The organism is Streptomyces antioxidans (assembly GCF_000968685.2).
Classification (GTDB): Bacteria; Actinomycetota; Actinomycetes; order Streptomycetales; family Streptomycetaceae; genus Streptomyces; species Streptomyces antioxidans.
Genome location: NZ_LAKD02000013.1, coordinates 15,929 through 35,327, shown reverse-complemented (window position 1 = coordinate 35,327; position 19,399 = coordinate 15,929). Strand labels below are relative to the sequence as shown.

General features: G+C 68.4%; 15 protein-coding genes and 4 pseudogenes. 11 read left to right on the top strand and 8 right to left on the bottom strand.

Annotation, left to right across the window (positions count from 1 at the left end; all coding sequences use genetic code 11):
- Positions 1–90 precede the first annotated feature (90 nt).
- From VT50_RS07310 to VT50_RS07295, 4 genes are all read left to right on the top strand, one after another.
- Positions 91–1,374, top strand: coding sequence for a lycopene cyclase family protein (locus VT50_RS07310; protein ID WP_078840660.1), 1,284 nt, complete (start codon positions 91–93; stop codon positions 1,372–1,374).
- Positions 1,371–2,099 carry a class I SAM-dependent methyltransferase gene (locus VT50_RS07305; RefSeq protein ID WP_046085612.1) on the top strand — a complete coding sequence of 243 codons (729 nt, stop codon included), beginning with the start codon at positions 1,371–1,373 and terminating at the stop codon, positions 2,097–2,099. Before VT50_RS07310 ends, VT50_RS07305 begins: the two co-directional genes overlap by 4 nt.
- Positions 2,096–3,673: an FAD-dependent oxidoreductase gene (locus VT50_RS07300; protein WP_206269361.1), complete on the top strand. Its 1,578-nt coding sequence runs from the start codon at positions 2,096–2,098 to the stop codon at positions 3,671–3,673. The genes VT50_RS07305 and VT50_RS07300 overlap by 4 nt, the downstream gene beginning before the upstream one ends.
- Positions 3,674–3,778: 105 nt before the next feature.
- On the top strand, positions 3,779–4,744 hold the full coding sequence (locus VT50_RS07295; RefSeq protein WP_078840659.1) for an SDR family oxidoreductase: 966 nt from the start codon (positions 3,779–3,781) through the stop codon (positions 4,742–4,744).
- A gap of 212 nt (positions 4,745–4,956) precedes the next feature.
- Here the strand turns inward: VT50_RS07295 and VT50_RS07290 are convergent, their stop codons facing one another.
- Genes VT50_RS07290 through VT50_RS07280 form a run of 3 tightly spaced genes read right to left on the bottom strand, consistent with a single transcriptional unit; the run spans position 4,957 to position 8,520 of the window.
- A complete protein-coding gene (locus tag VT50_RS07290) occupies positions 4,957–6,564 on the bottom strand; it encodes an AMP-binding protein (RefSeq protein WP_078840658.1) in 1,608 nt (535 codons plus the stop codon).
- Entirely contained in the window at positions 6,564–7,694 is a 1,131-nt protein-coding gene (locus tag VT50_RS07285) for a DUF5938 domain-containing protein (RefSeq protein WP_046085611.1), read from the bottom strand. Before VT50_RS07285 ends, VT50_RS07290 begins: the two co-directional genes overlap by 1 nt.
- A 31-nt stretch (positions 7,695–7,725) precedes the next feature.
- On the bottom strand, positions 7,726–8,520 hold the full coding sequence (locus VT50_RS07280) for an SDR family NAD(P)-dependent oxidoreductase (RefSeq protein WP_046085610.1): 795 nt from the start codon (positions 8,518–8,520) through the stop codon (positions 7,726–7,728).
- A 158-nt stretch (positions 8,521–8,678) separates the two neighbouring features.
- On the opposite strand from VT50_RS07280, the gene VT50_RS07275 reads away from it, so the two are divergent.
- Positions 8,679–9,311, top strand: a complete 633-nt coding sequence (locus tag VT50_RS07275; protein WP_046085609.1) for a TetR/AcrR family transcriptional regulator — start codon at positions 8,679–8,681, stop codon at positions 9,309–9,311.
- 173 nt (positions 9,312–9,484) lie between these two features.
- Here the strand turns inward: VT50_RS07275 and VT50_RS07270 are convergent.
- Positions 9,485–9,766 (bottom strand): annotated as a pseudogene (locus VT50_RS07270) (short-chain fatty acyl-CoA regulator family protein); the annotation flags it as partial.
- A gap of 8 nt (positions 9,767–9,774) precedes the next feature.
- Here VT50_RS07270 and VT50_RS40290 point away from each other — a divergent pair.
- A pseudogene (locus VT50_RS40290) lies at positions 9,775–9,858 on the top strand (hypothetical protein); the annotation flags it as partial.
- Positions 9,859–10,253: 395 nt separating this feature from the next.
- Here VT50_RS40290 and VT50_RS39930 read toward each other — a convergent pair.
- Positions 10,254–10,394, bottom strand: coding sequence for a hypothetical protein (locus VT50_RS39930; RefSeq protein WP_206269360.1), 141 nt, complete (start codon positions 10,392–10,394; stop codon positions 10,254–10,256).
- Positions 10,395–11,133: 739 nt separating this feature from the next.
- Between VT50_RS39930 and VT50_RS07255 the strand changes: the two genes are divergently transcribed.
- The 4 genes from VT50_RS07255 to VT50_RS07235 all read left to right on the top strand — a co-directional run bounded on the left by VT50_RS07255 (position 11,134) and on the right by VT50_RS07235 (position 14,381).
- On the top strand, positions 11,134–11,346 hold the full coding sequence (locus tag VT50_RS07255) for a type II toxin-antitoxin system VapB family antitoxin (protein WP_046085607.1): 213 nt from the start codon (positions 11,134–11,136) through the stop codon (positions 11,344–11,346).
- Positions 11,343–11,762: a PIN domain nuclease gene (locus tag VT50_RS07250; protein ID WP_046085606.1), complete on the top strand. Its 420-nt coding sequence runs from the start codon at positions 11,343–11,345 to the stop codon at positions 11,760–11,762. The genes VT50_RS07255 and VT50_RS07250 overlap by 4 nt, the downstream gene beginning before the upstream one ends.
- Before the next feature lie 171 nt (positions 11,763–11,933).
- On the top strand, positions 11,934–13,001 hold the full coding sequence (locus tag VT50_RS07245; RefSeq protein ID WP_046085605.1) for an integrase core domain-containing protein: 1,068 nt from the start codon (positions 11,934–11,936) through the stop codon (positions 12,999–13,001).
- Between the two features lie 426 nt (positions 13,002–13,427).
- A complete protein-coding gene (locus VT50_RS07235) occupies positions 13,428–14,381 on the top strand; it encodes an HNH endonuclease (protein ID WP_107424743.1) in 954 nt (317 codons plus the stop codon).
- Between the two features lie 2,035 nt (positions 14,382–16,416).
- Here the strand turns inward: VT50_RS07235 and VT50_RS39530 are convergent.
- Entirely contained in the window at positions 16,417–16,845 is a 429-nt protein-coding gene (locus tag VT50_RS39530; protein ID WP_167396585.1) for a hypothetical protein, read from the bottom strand.
- Positions 16,846–16,905: 60 nt separating this feature from the next.
- Between VT50_RS39530 and VT50_RS07225 the strand changes: the two genes are divergently transcribed.
- The gene (locus tag VT50_RS07225) at positions 16,906–17,646 is read left to right on the top strand and encodes a terminase large subunit domain-containing protein (protein ID WP_338058312.1); all 741 of its coding nucleotides are present in this window, start codon (positions 16,906–16,908) and stop codon (positions 17,644–17,646) included.
- A gap of 38 nt (positions 17,647–17,684) precedes the next feature.
- Here VT50_RS07225 and VT50_RS07220 read toward each other — a convergent pair.
- Both VT50_RS07220 and VT50_RS07215 read right to left on the bottom strand, forming a co-directional pair.
- Positions 17,685–17,978, bottom strand: a pseudogene (locus VT50_RS07220) (IS3 family transposase); the annotation flags it as partial.
- Between the two features lie 4 nt (positions 17,979–17,982).
- Positions 17,983–19,332: pseudogene (locus tag VT50_RS07215) on the bottom strand (IS30 family transposase).
- Between the last annotated feature and the right edge of the window lie 67 nt (positions 19,333–19,399).

The window sequence follows — 19,399 nt, the reverse complement described above, 5'->3', positions numbered from 1 at the left end:
GCGGGTGGCACACGGACATCACCCACGAGCCCATCACCGCAGTGGGGCCCGCCGCCGCGCGTCGGAAGCAGACCGAGGGAGGGAAGTGCCGTGCCGGAGACGGACGTGGTCGTTGTGGGGGCGGGCGCCGCCGGGCTGTCGTTGGCCCATCGGCTCGCCGGACGCGTCCCCGGCCTGCGGACACCGTCCGTGGTGCTGGTGGACGCGCCGCCAGGTCCGCTACGGCCGCCGCCGCGGACCTGGTGCTACTGGGCGGCGGGGCCCGGTCGGTTCGACGCGGCGGTGCGGGCCGAGTGGCGGCGACTGAGGGTACGCCCGCGCACCGGCGCCCCGGTCGAGGGGGACATCGCCCCGCTGCGCTACCGGATGATCCGCTCCGCCGACTTCGAGCGCCTGGTCTACCGGGACCTGGCCCGCAGCCCCAACGTCCGGCGCCTGGAAGCGACCGTCGAAACGGTGGAGGACGTTCCCGGTGGCGCTCGCGTCCACCTGCGGGACACCGACAGCCAGGCGCGCGTGCTGAGCGCCCGCTGGGTGTTGGACTCCCGCCCCCTGGGCAGCCTGCCGGCCGCTCGCACCACCCTGTTGCAGCACTTCCACGGCTGGTTCGTGCGCACCGCCCGACCCGCCTTCGCCCCGGCCGCCGTGGAGTTGATGGACTTCCGTACCCCCCAGCCCGCCCACGGCCTGTCCTTCGGGTACGTCCTGCCGCTGGGGCCGTATGAGGCGCTCGTGGAGTACACCGAGTTCTCCGCGCACACCCTCACACCGGACCGTTACGAGGCCGCCGTACGGCACTACGCCGACGAAGTGCTGCGGCTCGGCGAACGACAGGTCCTGGCCACCGAGACCGGCGTCATCCCGATGACGGACGCGCCGCTCCCCCGGCAGACCGGCGGCTCGGTCTTCCACATCGGCGCCGCCGGCGGAGCGACCCGCCCCGCCACCGGCTACACCTTCGCCGGACTACAGCGCCAGACCCGGGCCGTCGCCGACGCCCTGCGCCGCGGACACCGCCCGGTGCCGCCCGCCGCCCACTCGATGCGCTCCCGTGCCATGGACGCCGTCCTGCTGCGCGCCCTGGACACCGGCCGGGCCGACGGCCCGGAACTGTTCAGCCGCCTGTTCGCCCGAGTGCCCATGGCACGGTTGCTGCGCTTCCTCGACGGAGGCACCTGTCTGCACGAGGACGTGTCCATCGGCCTGCGCACGCCCGCCGGGCCGATGCTGCGCTCCGCCATGGAACTGCCACGCCTGCCACGCCGCCCCTTCGACCTGCCCGCGTCGCCGCATCAGCTTGCCCGCCCCGCCGCTCCGCCGCCTCCCACGCCGGACCCGCCCGCCCCGTTCCTCCCCCCGACGGAGACCGCATGACACTACTGCGCGACGAGCGTCTCGCCACCGCCTTCGACCACGCCTCTCGCAGCTACGACACGCTCGTGGCCGCCAACCCCGGCTACCACGCCCACCTGCGCCGCTCGGTGCGCCGGCTGGGCCAGCCCGGACATGGGCAGGGGCTGCGCCTGCTCGACCTCGGCTGCGGCACCGGCGCCTCCACCGCCGCACTGCGGCGCGTCCTGCCCGCCGCCGACATCACGGCCGTGGACGCCTCGGTCGGCATGCTCCGGCGGGCCGCGGCCAAGCCGTGGGCGGACGGGGTGACCTTCGTGCACGCCCCCGCCGAGCGGCTGGCCGAGGCCGGGGTGCACGGCCCCTTCGACGCGGTATTCGCGGCCTACCTCTTCCGCAACGTCACCGACCCCGACGCCGTCCTCGCCGACGTGCGCGGGCTGCTGCGGCCGGGCGGCCGACTCGGCGTACACGAGTACGCCCTCCGCGGACGGTGCGCGGACCGCGCGGTGTGGACGCTGGTGTGCCGGGGCGTCGTACAGCCCGTCGCGACCATGCTGGGGGACGGCCCGCTGTACCGGCACCTGTGGCGCAGTGTGCTGGAGTTCGACACTGCCGCGCGGTTCGCGCGGCGCCTCGGCACGGCAGGCTTCGACCGGGTCCGCGCCCTGCCGCTGCCGGGCTGGCAGACGGGCATCGCCCACACCTTCGTCGCCCGCCGGGCCCACGACCGGAGAGGGGACACATGAGGACCCCACGCCAGGGCGCCGCGCGCCGCGGACGCGACCGGCGGGCCCGGACTCTGCCGGCCCGGCCCGGCACCCCCCGGGTACCGGGGACCCCGCCGTCGGTGGCGGTGGTCGGCGCGGGCATCGCCGGCCTGGCCGCCGCCACCGCGCTCGCCGAGCGCGCGGTGGCCGTCACCCTGTACGAGAAGCGCGCCTACCTCGGCGGGCGGGTCGGCGGATGGCCCACGGAACTGCGGGACGGCACCAGGGTGACCATGGGCCGCGGCTTCCACGCGTTCTTCCGCCAGTACTACAACCTGCGCGGGCTGCTGCGTAGGACCGACCCCAGCCTGGAGCGGCTCACCGGCGTCCCGGACTACCCGCTGCTCAACGCCGGCGGTGTGCGCGACAGTTTCCGGCACGTCCCGCGCACCCCGCCGTTCAGCGCGCTCGGCTTCGTGGCACTCAGTCCCTCCTTCCGGCTCGCGGACCTGCGGGCCATGAACCCCAGGGCGGCCCTGCCACTGCTCGACGTGCGCGTGCCGAAGGTGTACGAACGTTTGGACGGCACCAGCGCCCACGACTTCCTGGACGCCGTGCGCTTCCCCGAAAGCGCCCGTCACCTGGCCTTCGAGGTGTTCTCCCGCAGCTTTTTCGCCGACCCGCGGGAGCTGTCGGCGGCCGAGATGGCGCTGATGTTCCACATCTACTTCCTCGGCTCCGCCGAGGGGCTGCTGTTCGACGTGCCCCGCGCCCCCTTCCCAACCGCCCTGTGGGAGCCGCTCGCCGACTATCTGACCCGGCACCACGCCGACGTGTGCACCGGCACGGCCGTCGAGCACATCGCGCCCGCCCCTGACGGCGGTCTCGTGGTCACGTCCGACCGGGACGAGCGCCACCACGACGGGGTCGTCCTCGCTCTGGACACCGCTGGGCTGCGCTCGGTGGTCGCACGCTGCGGACAACTGGGCGACGCGCCCTGGCGCGAGCGGATCGGACGGCTCCGCACTGCCCCGCCCTTCCTGGTCAGCCGCCTGTGGCTGGACCGGCCCGTCGCACCCGACCGGCCCGCCTTCCTCGGCACCAGCGGCTTCGGCACCCTCGACAACATCAGCGTGCTGGAACGCTACGAGGACGAGGCGGCTCGCTGGAACGCACGCACCGGTGGCTCCGTCGTCGAACTGCACGCCTACGCCGTACCGCCCGACGCCATCCGGGACGTCGAACGCAAGCGTCTCCTCGACCAACTGCACCGCGTCTACCCGGAGACCAGCACGGCCACGGTCGTTGACGCCCGCCACGAGTGGCACGACGACTGCCCCCTATTCCCGGTGGGCGGCTACGGCGACCGCCCCACCGTCCGCACCCCGCACCCCCGACTGGTCGTGGCCGGCGACGTGGTCCGTACCGGCTTACCCGTGGCACTCATGGAACGGGCGGCCACGAGCGGCTTCCTCGCGGCCAACGCCCTGCTGGAGCGGTGGGGGGTGCGGGGGCAGACAGTGTGGACGGTGCCGCACCGCGGGCGTGGCGCGCTCCTGCGAGCCCTGGCCGCATCGGGGCGGACGTCCGCCGTCCGCGGACGGTCGGACTGAACGGCCCCGCGGGACCGAACTGTCCCGCGGGGCCGTACCCGCTCCTTCGCAGACGAGGGGGCCGGAAGAACCGCAGGGGGAGACCAGCCGGCAGGAGAGAGGACCATGAAGGCAAGCGGACGAGGACTCGGCCACCACGGCATCTCCCACCCCTCGAGCCCGCGCACCAGGGTCTCACCGCTGCGCGGACGCGTGGCCGTCGTCACCGGAGCCGCTCGCGGCGTCGGCGCGGCCCTCGCCGCCGCGCTGTCCGCGGCCGGCGCGCGGGTGGCGCTGCTCGGCCGGGAGGAGGAAAGGCTGCGGGAGGCGGCGGCCGGGCTGCTGACGCCCACTCTGTGCTTCGAGGCGGACGTCACCGACCCGGCCACCCTGGACGCCGCCGCACGCGAGGTCGAGGCGCGGCTCGGCCCCGCCGACGTGGTCGTGGCCAACGCGGGCATCGCGGTCAGCGGGCCCTTCCGCGAGATCGAGGCCGACCTGTGGCAGCGGGTCATCGACGTGAACCTGACCGGCGCGGCCAACACCGTCAGAGCCTTCCTGCCCCAGCTCGCCAGCACCCGTGGCTACTTCCTCCAGGTCGCCTCCACCGCCTCGTTCGGCTCCGCGCCCATGATGAGCGCGTACTGCGCCTCCAAGTCGGGCGCGGAGTCCTTCGCCCAGGCACTGCGCTGCGAGCTCATACCCGATGGCATCGCCGTCGGCGTCGCCTACCTGCACTGGACCGGCACCGACATGATCCGCGGCTTCGACGACAACCCGGTACTGCGGGCCCTGCGCGCTCACCAGCCCCGGTTCGCCCGCCGGGTCCAGACTCCGGCGCGGGTGGCCGACCTGCTCACCACTGGCATCGTCCACCGCGCTCCCCGCGTTTACGCGCCGCCCTGGCTGCGCTGGTGCCAGCCGCTGCGCCCGGTCTTCCCCGCCCTCGTCGCCCACATCTCCCGGCGCGAGCTGCAGCGCCGGAGCGGGTCTTTCACGGCCGGCCCCGGAGTCCTGGGCGAGGGCGGCCTCGCCGACTGGAACGCGCACCGGTCCGCGACGAGTCCGCCGCAGGACAGGCAGACAGACTGACGGGCAAGGACGCTCGGATCGAACCGGCGCCGCCGGTCGCGTACGGTGACGCGCAGCAGCACCTCATTGCGATGCCGTTGCATTTCTTACCAAATGAGATGGCCCCTAAGGACACCAGGACAGTGTCGACCATGGCGACGCTGATCCCATAGTCCTCCCACCGATGCGCTGGTCCGTCACCGCGTCCTGCATCTGCGGCCGCGAGCTCCCCCTTACGGCCCGATGAAGCGCGGCCCCGGTCCAGGGTGGGCTCGAGCGGGGCCATGATGTCCAGTCAGTGCGTCGAGGTCCAGGAACTCCTTTTTGATCTCGGTCTTGAGCACCTTGCCGATCTTCGAGCGCGGTAGGTCTTCCCAGATCTCGATCTGTTTTGGTGTCTTCACGCTACCGATGCGCGCTTTGACGAACGACTTCAGCTCCTCCGGGTCCAGCGTGCTGCCGTGACGTATCTGGAGGACGGCGGTGAGGCGTTCACCCCACTTGTCGTCGGGCAGGCCGATCACGGCGCAGTCCGCCACAGCGGGGTGGGCCATCAGCGCCTGCTCCACCTCGGCGGAGTAGACGTTGAATCCGCCGGTGATGACCATGTCTTTCGCCCGGTCGACGATGAACAAGAAGCCGTCGTCGTCGAGGTAGCCGATGTCACCGGTGTGGTGCCAGCCGTGCGCCGACGCCTCCGCTGTGGCCGCCCCGTCGTTGAAGTAGCCGCGCATGACCAGCGAGCTGCGGAGGACGATCTCCCCGCGTTCGCCGCGCTCGAGCAGTCGACCGTCGTCGGCCATGATGGCGACCGTCACCAGCGGTGAGGGTCTTCCCGCTGAGGCGAGCCGTGCGCGGGCGATGGCCCCGTCCGAGTCGTAGTGGTCGCGCGGGGCCATCGTGGAGATCATCATCGGCGCCTCGGTCTGCCCGAAGAGTTGGGCCATCACTGGCCCGATCCGGTTGAGCGCCTCCTCCAATCGGGAGGCCGACATAGGCGCGGCGCCGTACCAAAAGCATTGCAAGGACGACAGGTTCCGCTCGTCCAGCGTTGGGTGGTCGAGGAGCATGTAGATGAGCGTCGGCGGCAGGAACGTGTGAGTGATCCGGTTGTGCTCGACATGGTCGAGGAAGCCAGCGATGTCGGGGGTGCGCATGATGACGATCGAGCCGCCGTGGCACAGCACCGGAAAGCACAGCACTCCGGCGGCATGGGTGAGCGGGGCCAGCGCCAGGTAGGTCGGCCGCGCGCCGTCGCGCGGCCACGGGTAGCTCATCAGCGTGATCGCCGTCATCGTCTCGATGCTCGGTCCGGGGAGCATCACGCCCTTGGGACGTCCGGTCGTGCCCCCGGTACCGACGATCATGGTGAGGTCGTCCGGGCAGCGGCGGTCGACCGGCTCGGTTCCCCTGGCGAGGAAGTCCTCCCAACGGGCGGCCCACTCCAGGTCATCGTCGAGGCAGACCAGGGTCCGCAGCCGGGGCAGGGCGCTGCGGATCGCCTCCACCAGGGAGGCGAACGAGGCCTGGAAGATCAGGACCGAGCACTCGAAGAGTTCGAGGAGTTCGCGGTTCTCCCTCGCCTCGTTGCGCGGATTGATCGGGCACCAGACGGCTCCGGCACGGCTGATTCCGAAGACGCAGGTGAACGACGTTGGGTCATTCGTTGACAGGATCGCGACTTTGTCCCCCGGTTGGACGCCGTCTGCGACCAGTGCCGCGGCGACTCGACCGCTGAGTTCCTGCACGTCGGCGTAGGTCTTCACCTCGCCGTCACAGATCAGGCAGGGGGCTTCGGCGTCGAGCGAAGCCCCCTTGTCCAGGTAGTCGATCAGTCGCATCAGGCGCCTTGATACGTCAGGACCGGCTCCGCCACCAGGCCGAACGCCCGCAGTTGGCCGAGCAGCTCACGGTGGCCGAACGCCTTGCAGGCGGAGGCGAAGCCGACCTTCCTGGGCGGTTGCTGCAGCAGCGAGTGGGCGGCGAAGGCTTGAAGCAGGCCGGTCTGCTTGTAGTTCTGGTTGCCGTGGATGACGCAGTGCGCCCGCCCTAGGGGCCCGGAGGCATGGACCGAGTCCAGTGACTTGTTCAGGCGCGGGTTCTCACGGGGCGGCATTTGGCTCATCACCTGTGCCGCGGCAGTGATGAGCGCCTCGTGGCGAGCTTCGTGGTCCAGATCCTTCGTCGCGTCGAGGGCCCGTGCGACGATGTGGGGCACGCCGTGCATCAGTGCCGCGTTGAAGACGCCGCCCTGGGCCTTGCAGTTCGCCACCCGCGGGTCGTTCTTGTACCAGACCGGGTGTGACGTCCCGCCCCACGGGAGAGCTTGGGCCAGCTCGTGCTGCCCGGGGACGACCAGCGGCACCAGGCCCTCGGTCGGGTCGAACTCGACGTAGGCGTTCTGCTGCAGGTGGTGCGCCTTCGAGGTCGCCGCGTTGACGAGGATGGTCAAGGTCGAGGCGATCGTTGGCGAGCCACCCCAGAAGACCGCGATGTCCAGGCTGTCCAGTCCGGGCTTCTCCAGGCACAGCTCCGCAGCGATTTCACCGTTGGTGTACATGTGCGCGATGCCCGGGGAGAGCAGCAGACCCGCCGAAGCGAAGTCTGCGCCGTACGTCTCTTCGCAGGTGATCAGCCAGTCCTGCTCACCGGTGGTGTCGACGTAGTGGGCGCCGGCGGCGAGGCACGCCTCGACGACCTCGGGTCCGTAGGTGCTGAACGGTCCGACGGTGTTGCACACGACCGATGCACCCTGGAAGAGCTCGACTAGCGACTCCACGTCATGGGTGACTTCGGCGATCTCGTAGTCGGCGGTCTCGATGCCGGGCACGTTGGCTTCCATGGACGTCTTCAGCCTGTCGCTGTTGCGGCCGGCGGCGACGAAGGGGATCGCGTACTCGCGCAGGTACTCGCAGATCAGCCGGCCGGTGTAGCCGGAGGCGCCGTAGACGACGACGGGCTTGGTGGTCATGTCTTCCTCTCTTTGGCCAGGGGAGTCGGGCTCACATGCCCATGCCGCCGTCGATCGGCAGGCCGGCGCCGTTGACGAAGCGGGAGGCGTCGGAGGCCAGGAAAGCCACGGCGTCCGCGATGTCGGCGATCTCGCCGAGGCGGCCCGACGGTGTCAGATCCACCACGGCGCTGACGGCTGCCTCCGGGCTCTCGAACAGGCCGAGCTGGGCGGTCTCGGCGGCGAGCTTCTGGCCCATCGCCGTGGCAATGAGGCCGGGGTAGACGCAGTTGACCCGGACGCCGTAGCCCAGCTTGCCCGACTCCATTGCCGCGACGCGGGTGAGTCGATCGATGCCCGACTTGGTGGCCGAGTAGCCAGCGATAGCGGGGAAGGCGATAGTCGCGGCGACCGAGGCCAAGTTGATGACCGTTCCGCCCTGGCCAGCCGCGCCATCCGGTCGCATCGCCCGGAAGGCGTGCTTGATCCCGAGCATGGTGCCCAGCAGGTTGACCTCGAGCATGCGACGTACGTCGTCGGGCTCGGTATCCACCAGGAGCTGCGTGACCTCGAGCCCGGCGTTGTTGACGACCACGTCCAGGCCGCCGAACTGCTCGATGCTGGAGGCGACCGCAGCTGACCACGACTCGTCACTGGTGACGTCGAGGTGAACGAAACGGTGAGGCTCGCCGAGCGTCTCGGCGAGCTTGGCGCCGAGGTCGTCCTGGATGTCCGCGACGATGACCTGCGCCCCTGCGTCGGCCAGCGCGCGGGCTATTCCCTCGCCGAGTCCCTGCGCGCCTCCGGTGACGAGCGCGGTGCGTCCGGTCAGGTCGATCTGGGTCACTTGCGGCTCCTTGATCGGAGGTGGTGAGGGCAACACCGTGAGCGATTCTTTGGACGACTGTCAAGAACTCGTCATCCACTTGTCAAGATTTTTGTGACCGGCTGTCAGGGCGATCGGGTAGGGTTACCACCTGAACGTTGGCCGAGGAGGGAGGTTGTGTGGCGCGAGCCAACCCGATCGACAAGCACGACGCACGCCGTCGCGCACTCGTGGACTCCGCGCTGCGCACCCTCGGCGAACTCGGCTATGCCAAGTCGTCGCTGCGGGAGATCGCCAACAACTCCCCGTTCAGCCACGGGGTCGTCCACTACTACTTCCAAAACAAGGTCGAGCTCATCGTCTACTGCGTCAAGCAGTACAAGGCGGTCTGCGTGACCCGCTACGACGGCGTGGTCGCCGACTCGACGACGGCCGCTGGCCTGGTGGTCGCGTTCGCCAACAAGTTGTGCGAGACGATCGTCGACGAGGCCCCGATGCACCGGCTCTGGTACGACCTGCGGGCCCAGAGCATGTTCGAGGAGTACCTGCGGGAAGCGGCCCACCAGATCGACCGCTCCCTCGAGGAGATGACCTGGCGGGTCGTCACCCGTTACGCCGACCTGGCTGGCGCCGAGACGGCTCTGCCCCCACTCACGGTCTACGGGATGCTCGACGGGGTCTTTCAACAAGCTCTGCTGGGGTATCTGTCGGGGCAGGAGCAGGAGGCGCTGGCAATGCTTCGAAAGCAGGTGTCTGAGCTCATGCCGCTCACTCTCCGTTCGACCCCGACCGACGCGCCGGGTGTGGCGTAGCCGCTCCGGGCGGCGCACTGCCCCCACCTGCTGCGCGGTGGCCACGAAGACGACCGGGCCGGTCTGTACCTCTCCCGTAGGGTGCCCTGGTGGCGCGCGGCGTTGTGCTTGCCGGACACCTCATCCGTCCTGGCGGGAGCCGGTGCGTCGCGCTTCCCGAAATCTGGCCGCGGTCACTTGAGCGGATGCCCCAGTGGTGGCGCGGCCCTTTGGGAGCAGTCGAGACGTTCGCACACACGGCAACCCATGCCGATCGGGGTGGCGGCCGAGGCGCTGGCGAGATCCAGGTCGCCTGAGTAGACCAGCCGGTGGGCGTGGCGGATCTCGCAGCCGAGGCCGATGGCATAGGTCTTGCCGGGTTCGCCCCAGCCGCCGCGGTGGCGGGTGACGGCACGGGCGGTCCACAAGTACCGCTGGCCGTCGGGCATTTCGGCGATCGCATGGCGGAGTCCGGGTACGCCTCTCCCCGCTGCTCCAGCGGATGGTGGAGGCGGGACTGCTGGGCGGCAAGACCGGCCGGGGGTTCCACGGGTACGACCGGAGCTGAGGGGCCCGGTCCGCCGCCGGTCGAGGGTCCGACGGCCGCGCACAGGCCGGGGGCGGGATGGCGCCGTACTGGCGCTTCCCGCCCCCGGCCCCCTTGCAGGTGGCCAGCACCTTCTTGGTGTCGTCGTCCCGGATGACCGGGATCAGCTTCTTCACCGTCTTGGGCTGGCGGACGCGTTCCATCGGGGAGCGGTCGATCTCTTCCTCGTCCAGCATCAGCCACTTGAAGAACTGCTGCAGTCCCTTGTACTTGTTCAGCGCGGTCGACGCCGACCGGGTCTCGATCATCCAGCCCTGGAACGCCTCGACGTGGGCGCGGGTGACCTCGGTGGGGTCCTCGGCCGCGTCCCCCGTCTCAAGGTCGGGTGTGGCGTTGTCGTTCAGGTAGCGGGCGAGCTAGGCGGCGGCGAGGAGGTAGTTGTAGCGGGTGGTCTCCGGGTAGTTGCCCGCCCGCAGGGAGCGGTCCCAGTCCCGCAGAAAGCCCTCCCACGTCTTGGGGAATCCTGCGGTGATCTTGTCCAGGTCCAGAAGCGGCATGGAGAGGAAACCCTCCGAGTCAAGGTGTCGGTGAGCGGCGCGCTCGACCTCGACGCCGGAAACGGGAGCGCGAAAAGAGGGCCCTCACAGGTGTTGACCTGCAAAGACCCTCTGCACCGTCGGGACGACAGGATTTGAACCTGCGACCCCTTGACCCCCAGCCGCGCGGCAACTCTCCGCAACGATCGGTATCGGTCTGTAGCAGACCGCCTGGAAGCCGTACACCGCCGTACAGAGCAAGAGAACACCGCTCCAACGCCCGACCCCTGAACACGTCCCTCCTGCCGCCGCAACGCTTCACTCCAACACCATGACCATCCGCCGACCCGGATGCCGTCATGAACCGCACACCTTCACTCCACACAACGCCCCCGGGGAACTTACAGTCGCCCCGAATCCGATCGCCCCTCTTCCGACATCACCAGCCTGGAATCACACCCGCCCAACATCCTCAGCGCCTCGCGGGAGTCGTCCCACGCGCTCCCGGAGCAGGAGTCGAGGAAACCGAACCCCTGGACGATGCACGGGGGTGCGGCGCATCCAACGAACACCGTGAGTGCCGGCCATTCATACGACCAGGCCACAGGCTTGATCATCGAACGAAGCCCGCTATGCGGCTTTGCGTCCACGCAAGGCCGCAGCGACACCGGCACGACCATCGACCCTCAAACGACACCACTTCAACGCCTCATGCTGCTATCATTTTGAAGGTCGCCGTCCCCGACGAAAGGAGTTTTCGATGTCGCGCACCATGATCGATCTCGACGATGAGATGGTGGAACACGCCATGCGCCTGTACGGCGTGAAGACGAAGGCCAAGGCTGTGCGCATGGCCATGGAGGAAGCTGTCAAGCGTCGGCTGCGACAGGAGGGCATCGACGCGATCAAGTCCGGTGACCTGGACCTGACCTACGACAGCCGGACGGAGACCGACAGCAGGAACGTGGCGTGAGTGAGCGCTTCCTGATCGACAACTCCGCCCTCCAACGATGGCGCAAGCCGAAGGTGGCCGAGGTCCTCGACCCACTCCACGAGGATGGCGTACTGGCTGTGTGCGGACCGGTCGAGATGGAGGTGATGTACTCCGCACGCAACGACAACGACGCGAAGCGCCTGCACTGGTTCCTGTCCGGCTTCGACTACCTGCCGATGCCCGACGAAGTGTGGGACCGGGCCAAAGACATCCAGCGACAGGCCATCACCAAAGGCAACCACCGCGCACTGTCCATGCCCGACCTGCTGATCGCCGCAGCAGCCGAACGACATGCGGTGACCGTGCTGCACTACGACCAGGACTACGACATGATCGCCGCCATAACAGGCCAGCCCATAAAGTGGGTCACGGAGGCAGGCACAGCGGACCACTGACTTCACTGCCCAGGACGCTGCGGGTGCCATCATGAGGAACGTGCACCCCATTGCCGAGGCGTCGCTCACGTCCGATGCGGGGCGTGGTTTCACCAGGCCCGTAGCGCTTCAAAACAGCTTCACCGCTGCTTACCTGGGCATTTACCCCGCGGTCGGGCATGATCAGTCATTGTGCTCGTACAGCTGACCTACCTACTCGCCACACGAATCTTCGCGTGGCTCGCTCTGCTCTGCCGATCTACCGCGGCCAAGAACGCCGAAATACTCATCCTGCGTCACGAGGTCACCGTGCTGCGCCGACAGGTGCCCACCCCAAAGCCCAACTGGCCGGACCGGGCGCTGCTTGCCGCACTCGCCCGGCTCCTGCCCCGCGCCCTCCGCGGCAACCGGCTCGTCTCGCCACGCACTCTGCTCGCCTGGCATCAGCGCCTGCTGAAGAAGAAGTGGACCCGGCCACCTCCCCCAGGCCGCCCACCGATATCCGAAGAAGTCCGCGACCTGGTCATCCGGCTTGGCATCGAGAACCCACGGTGGGGCTTCCGCCGCGTACACGGCGAGCTACGCCGCCTCGGCCACATCATCAGCACAGCCACCGTCCGCCGTATCCTGCGCGCCGCCAGCCTCAACTCAGGGCAACGCCGGCAGAAGGCGCGCAGAGAGTGGACGGAATTCCTCAGGGCACAGGCAAACGGCCTCCTGGCCACGGACTTCTTTCACATCGACACCATCGGACTGCAGCGGCTGTACGCCCTGTTCGCCATGGAGGTGCGCACTCGCACCGTCCACATCCTCGGTGTCACCGCCCACCCCACCGGCGCTTGGACCACCCAGCAAGCCCGACAGCTGCTCTGGCAGCTCGGCGACCGCATCACGAACTTCACCCACCTCATCCGCGACCGGGACCGGAAGTTCACGGCGGCTTTCGACGCCGTCTTCGCCAGCGAGGACATAAACGTGGCCAAGATCCCGCCCCGGAGCCCCAACTGCAATCCGCAGGCCGAGCGGTTCGTACGCTCCGTCCGCGAGGAGTGCACCAACCGAGTACTGATCTTTGGCAGAGGCCACGCGGAGCAACTCCTTCACGACTACGCCCGTCACTTCAACAGCCATCGGCCCCACCAAGGCCGAAACCAGCTCGCACCCCTCGACGACCCGAACGTCATACCGCTACCGACAACTCAGATCGCACGCAGACAGGCTGTCACAGGCCTCATCAACGAATACCACCGAGCGAGCTGACCACCCAACGAAACCCCAGCTCACGACCGGTGAAGCCGTTCTGAAGCGCTACGGCCCTTCGACTTCACGTTGCTCTCCGCAGTGTGGATGCACCTGGACGAACAGGAACGCGTCGAAGCCATGCAACGGCTGGCTGACCTGGTGGCGCCGAGAGGATGTGTGGCCCTCTCACTGCGGCACGGTCCGGTTCCCACGGGACGCCGTATGTTCGCGGTCTCCGGGGCCGAGACGGTGGCGTTGGCAGAGCGGTTCGGGCTGTCCGCGGTACATCGCAGGCAGGGATCTGATCGTCTCAGCCGGGAGGACGTGAACTGGAGCACGCTGGTCTTCCGCGCGGAACCGCCTACAAGAGCAGGGGTGAGCCGATGACCGTGGACTTCTACCGAAGCGAGCCGAACCCGTACGTCCTGGCGGCTGACCGTTTTGATGGGCGCCAACTCCCGCACCTACAAGTTCGCCTTCGGAGCCGCGCTGCTGGAGTACGCCGCGCAGGACAGGACCGAGGTGACGCTGGAGGAACTCGCCATTCCATATGCCATGGGACTGGTGGCACACCTCGCTGAAGCCCCGCAGGCACCGTCAGGGCTTCAGGTCCGGGGGTCGGACTTCCTGGCCGTGGCTGAGCGTGAGGCCAAGGAGTCCGCCGCGCTCGGCCACCCCACCGACCGGCTCCGGCACGCCGCGGTGCGCTCCATGCCGGGGATGGTGATGCAGAAGTTCCACAACCTGCGCGGCAACACCCGCACGGCGCACCGGTTCTACGACCTGATCGGCAACTCTCACCAGCGGATCGTACGCCTGACTCCCGAGCTGCGCTCCATCGCCAAGGGTGAGCAATCCACCGGGTTGCGTGCCGAGCTGGGTGCACGGTGGGACGTCGTCGAAAGCTCCTTCGCCGCGGGCATCGGCCGCAGTCTCATCGACGAGGGATTCTCGGTGGACTGGGCGACACTGCAGCTCACGGACAAGCGCCGCCGCCGCTCGGTCACCGGAGTCGCTGACGCCGTGATCGGGTTCCAGCACGGCCGCTGCCTCATCTGCGCTCAGCCCATCGCGCCCGGCGACAGCACCGTCGTCGACCACGTCTTTCCCTACTCCCTGATGCGGCGCTTCGGTGACGTCTCCGGCTGGCACGGACCGGACTTGAACGCCATCTGGAACCTCGCTCCCGCACATCAAGCCTGCAACAGCGCCAAGAGCGACCGGCTCCCCACCGCCGGAGAACTCCACGGGCTCGCCCAGCGCAACGAGGCGATCATGCACTCCCCCCACCCGCTCAGGAAAACCCTCCAACTCAGCCTCCACAGCGCGCAACACAGCGACACCCCCAAAGGACACTGGCCGCACTTCCTGCGCCAGGTCCAAACCGCCTGCGATTAAGCACCGCCAGTGGCGGTCGGTCCATCCCACACAGATCAGATACGCACCCAAATTGTCCGGCTCCTCGGCCGTCGATGCCACGAGCATCAACATGAGATGTCTTCCACACGACGACACCACGCCCGTGCGGCGCCCGACCGCGATGCCAAAGGCGCACCCATCGGTGACATCATTTTCGCTTGCTTGGCACACTTTTTCGTGGGGCTCGATCCCTCCGAACCGTCTCCCTACGGCACTCCAGAGCCGGATACAGCGCTCACGCCCTGGGAGTGCCCCATCTGCCGGCAAACGCCAAGGGGCTTTACCTCGCCTTGACGTAGGCCGCCTACAGCGACCAGAACACCCGCGTGCCCGCCGACCTGCAAAAACTGCCCCGGAGAGATCACTGGCAGTCCCCCGTTCCCCTGTCGCACGGGGAGCGCGACTCCATGCTCCCACCCCGAAAGGGGGTCGGGAGTCGACAAGGGCCCTTATGCCTCTTGATGCACAGAGCATCCGAATCGATGGGGTGACCGCGGGGGCCTACGGTTGACGGCGGCGCACAGGGGCTCGGTACGGCGCGATAGGTGTACCTGATCGAGTGACGGACGAATCGGGCACCGTTGACACGTCTGCGAGTTGGGAGCACGAGGGCTCCCACTCGCTCCCTGTCCGGACATGGTTAAGGCCGCCTCCGCTACCCGCGGAAACGGCCTCCGACCTGCGATGATGCTGGTCGGGACGACAGGATTTGAACCTGCGACCCCTTGACCCCCAGCCGCGCGGCAATTCTCCCTTTATGCTCTACTTTAAGAATCTCGCGAATCTGCCGCGCCGTCAAGCTCTGTACGACGCCGTACACGGAAGTGGTCAAATGGCCCATGGAGGAGCTTCGACGCGGTGCATCGCGACCCACCGAATAGCACAACTACCCAGGTTTCGAAACTTATGAGACCGCTACCAGCCCCTCAGAAACACCCGGCACCTGACCAGGGCGGATGTATATTCGGCACCCACAGGTTCAGACGACTCCGATGCGACCAGCAAGCCGAGCGCCGGCAATAGCACGCCGAAGGCCGCCGCCCCTTCGGCCGCGGAAGCCGCCGCGGGCATCCCGCCGAAGCCGACGGGGGCCGCTCTTGCCGACTACCTCGCCGCGATCAAGGCCAGTTGACCCGATACTGATTGCCGACCCCGACGACGTTGTCGACGCGGGCCGTAACCAGTGCTCAAGCCTCAACGGGGGGGCACAGGGCGTCGGCCATGCGGCAGCGCAGAGGTTCGGCAGTGACGCGCACCCCCTCACGGACGAGCAGGGCAAGCAGCTCAACGATGCGTTGCGCAAGACCTTGGGCCCGGCTGGCTGACCAGCCGCGCCCAATGCCCCATCGCACGCCCTGCGGTGGGGCTTCGTCACGTCAGGCCCTCACGTAGGGCGCACGGGGGTGCGCCAACCAGTACGGCGCCAGGATCGTCAAGCCAGCCACGAGCACGGAGAGCACCGGCGAGCCGAGGCGGGGCGCGACACAAGCAAGCACCACGACAACCACGAGGACCCCCAGAGCGGGCCACTCCTTCACCAGCGGACGCACGGTCGATGCGTTGCATCGAAGTACAAACCAACCCTTGGGCATAGCTCTACCCCAATTCTAGATAAGCAGGATTTTCGGGCCCAACCCTGTCATTGGGCGCCCTTCGAATGAAAGACATTTCAACGGCGCAACCGGAAAAACACAAACCCGCGACCAGCGAACAGACCCCCCAGGGCTGGTCGCTACCCCCCTTGCGCTTTCGAAAGTGCGGATGCAGCCCAGGTCACATTCCCCACACCGCAGGCCCCTGCGGCGAGATTCCATCGGAGCCAAACGGCTTCGATTTGGTAACGAGACAATCTTGGTATCCCCCGGAGGTGAAGCCGTGCGCAAGCCGATCACCGACGCCGACTGCGACCAGGTCCGCCGGCTGCACGCCGAGAACAAGAGCCGAAACGAGATTGCCCGCATCATCGGTCGGAGCGGCTCGACCGGTGTCCAAGATTGCCGCAGAACTCGACCTGTCATTCGAGCGCGGGCCCGAAGTGGTCGCCGCCACCGAGGCCCGCCGCGTCGACCTCGCCGACCGCCGGCAGCAGCTCGCCGAGGCCCTGCACGAGTCGGCCAAGCAGCTGCACCGGCAATTGTTCGCGCCCTGCACCATCGGGGCGTTCGGCGGCAAAGACAACGTGTAGAGCGAGCAGGACCTCGACCGGCCGACGTTCGCCGATCAACGACAGATCCTCGCCGCTACGTCCATCGCCATCGCCAAGAGCCTGAAACTCGCCCCGGCCGAAGGCGGAGAGGACGCGAACCAGGTCCGTTCGATGCTGGGCACCCTCGGGAAAGTCCTCGCCGATGCGTTCGCCGACGACGGGGGGTGAGCCGTGCCGTGTCCCTGCCCGCTGGCGTCGCCCCCCCTGTCCCGCAAGCAGTTGCGCAGCGTCGGCCACGCGACGGCACGTATCAACCTGTGACACGGCAGCGTCCGTTCGGGAAGGACCGTCGCAAGCCTGCTGGCGTTCGTAATCGCGGTCGCCCAAGCCGGACCGTCGGGACTCATCCTGATCTGTGGCCGCAGCTTGCAGACCATCGAGCGGAACGTGTTCGAGCCGCTCACCGACCCGCGGCTGTTCGGCCCCCTCGCCCGGCACATCCACCACACCCGCGGCGCCACAACGGCAACCATCCTCGGCCGCACGGTGCACCTGATCGGCGCATCGGACGTCCGAGCCGAGGAGCGCCTACGCGGCCTGACTGCGCAGCTCGCGTACGTCGACGAGGCCACCCTCGTACCGGAATCGTTCTGGACGCAGCTACTCGCGCGACTGAGCGCGCCCGGCGCCCGCCTGTTCGCCACGACGAACCCTGACTCGCCCCGCCATTGGCTGAAGGTCGGGTATCTGGACCGCGCGCCCGAGCTGAACCTGCGCGCGTGGCACTTCCGCCTCGCCGGCAACCTCAGCTTGACCCGCGAGTACATCGCCGACCTGTCCACCGAGTACGTCGGATTGTGGCGCCGGCGCATGATCGATGGGGCTTGGCTCGTCGCCGAGGGCGCCGTGTATGGCGTCTGGGACGAGCAGCGGCACGTCGTCGACGCCCTGCCCCCGATGCGCTGGCACTGGGCCGCTGCGGGCTACGGCACAACCAACCCGTTCGCCGCCCTCGTGCTTGGCCTCGGCGACGACGATACCGGCTGTACGTCGTCTCGGAATGGCGCCACGGCAGCAACACCACGCACCGGCAGATGACCGACGGGGACTGCTGCAGGATCGGGTGACAGCGGGGTTTACGCAGCCAGAGCTGCTGGTGGGGTCATGATGGTCTCGTACTCGACAGGGGTCAATCGGGCCAGGCGTCTCTGGCGCCGACGGCGGTGGCAGGTGCGCTCGATCCAGGTCACGATCGCGATCCGCAGTTCCTGGCGGGTGCCCCAGGTGCGGCGGTCGAGGACGTTCTTCTGCAGCAGCGCGAAGAAGCTCTCCATGGCTGCGTTGTCGCCTGCGGCGCCGACTCTGCCCATCGACCCGATCATGCTGTGACGTGCGAGGACTGCGACGAACTTCCGTGAGCGGAACTGGGCGAGTTCAACCAGTCGTTGCAACACTGGGCTGTTGTAGCGAGCGTAACTGTTCCTCGAAGACCTCGGCCGGAGTCTGCCAACCGAGGACCTTGCGGGGCCGGTTGTTGATCGCCGTGGCGACCGCTTCGAGGTCCTCGGCGGGCCATCGGGACAGGTCGGTCCCCTTCGGGAAGTACTGACGCAGCAGCCCGTTGGTGTTCTCATTCGTCGGTCGTTGCCAGGGCGAGTGCGGATCGGCGAAGAACACCTTCGTCCCGGTATCGAGAGCGAACTGGACATGGCCGGAGAGTTCCTTCCCTCGGTCCCAGGTGAGGGTCTTGCGTAGCTGCTCGGGCAGCTGCGTCATTGATGTGGTGAGCGCCGCGTTCATCGCGATCGCGCCATAGCCCCCGAGCGAGGTGCCGTTTTTCACCGGCGGGTTCTCACCCTAGCCTTCGAGCCGAGGCAGGTGCACCAGGAGCGTGGAGCGGCTGCTGCGCTCGACAAGCGTGCCGATCGCGGAGCGGCCCGTCCCGATGATCAAGTCGCCTTCCCAGTGTCCGGGGACCGCGCGGTCCCCAGCCTCGGCGGGGCGTTCGCTGAGGACGACGTCCGCGGTGACATGCCCTTGCGGCTTGTTCTGCGACCGCGCACGGGGAGTCCGCAGCGCCCGGCCGGTACGCAGACACGTGACCAGCTCCCGCTTGAGCGCCCCACGGCCCTCGATGAACAGCGCCTGGTAGATCGCTTCGTGGCTGATGCGCATGGACTCATCATCGGGGAAGTCGACATGAAGCCGACGCGAGATCTGCTCCGGGCTCCATGCCGTCGCCCATCTTCTGTCCTGCCGGTGCGGCTTGTTCAGCCCCTTCCACGCGGGCGTCTTGGGCCCGGTGGCGATCGTGCCGTCGGGACGACGGACACTGCCGGCGAGCCGTTCCTGTACGTATTCACGCAACTCGTCGTTGCCTGCGAGCTTGGCTGCCTTCGGGCGCTTCGCGGCCTGCTGCGCCTTCCACTGAGCGACCGCGGCCCGGTATTCCTGTTTCCCGCTGCGGGTGGCGGCGTTGCGACGCAACTCGCGCGAGATCGTCCCCGGGTCACGTCCGATCGCGTGGGCGATCTCTCGCACGCCCTTGTCCTGGGCGCGCAGAATCGCGATCTCCTCGCGCTCCTCGAAGCTCAGGTAGCGGCCGGTGGGCTCGGCCAGAGAGATCGGCGGCATGCCGCCAGCGTGACGGAACCACCGAGAACCGACCGGCCACGACACTCCGACCGCCAGCGATGCCTCAGCCGTCGTGACGCCCGTGGCGATCAGCCGCCAAAATTGCCGCTGCACCACCCGCGACGGATCAGGCCGGCCAGGCGAGCGCATCGCCGGCCTCAGCGCCCGATCAGCACGCCACTGCCGCCGAAGTCCCTCGGGCGCATCGCCGGTCTTC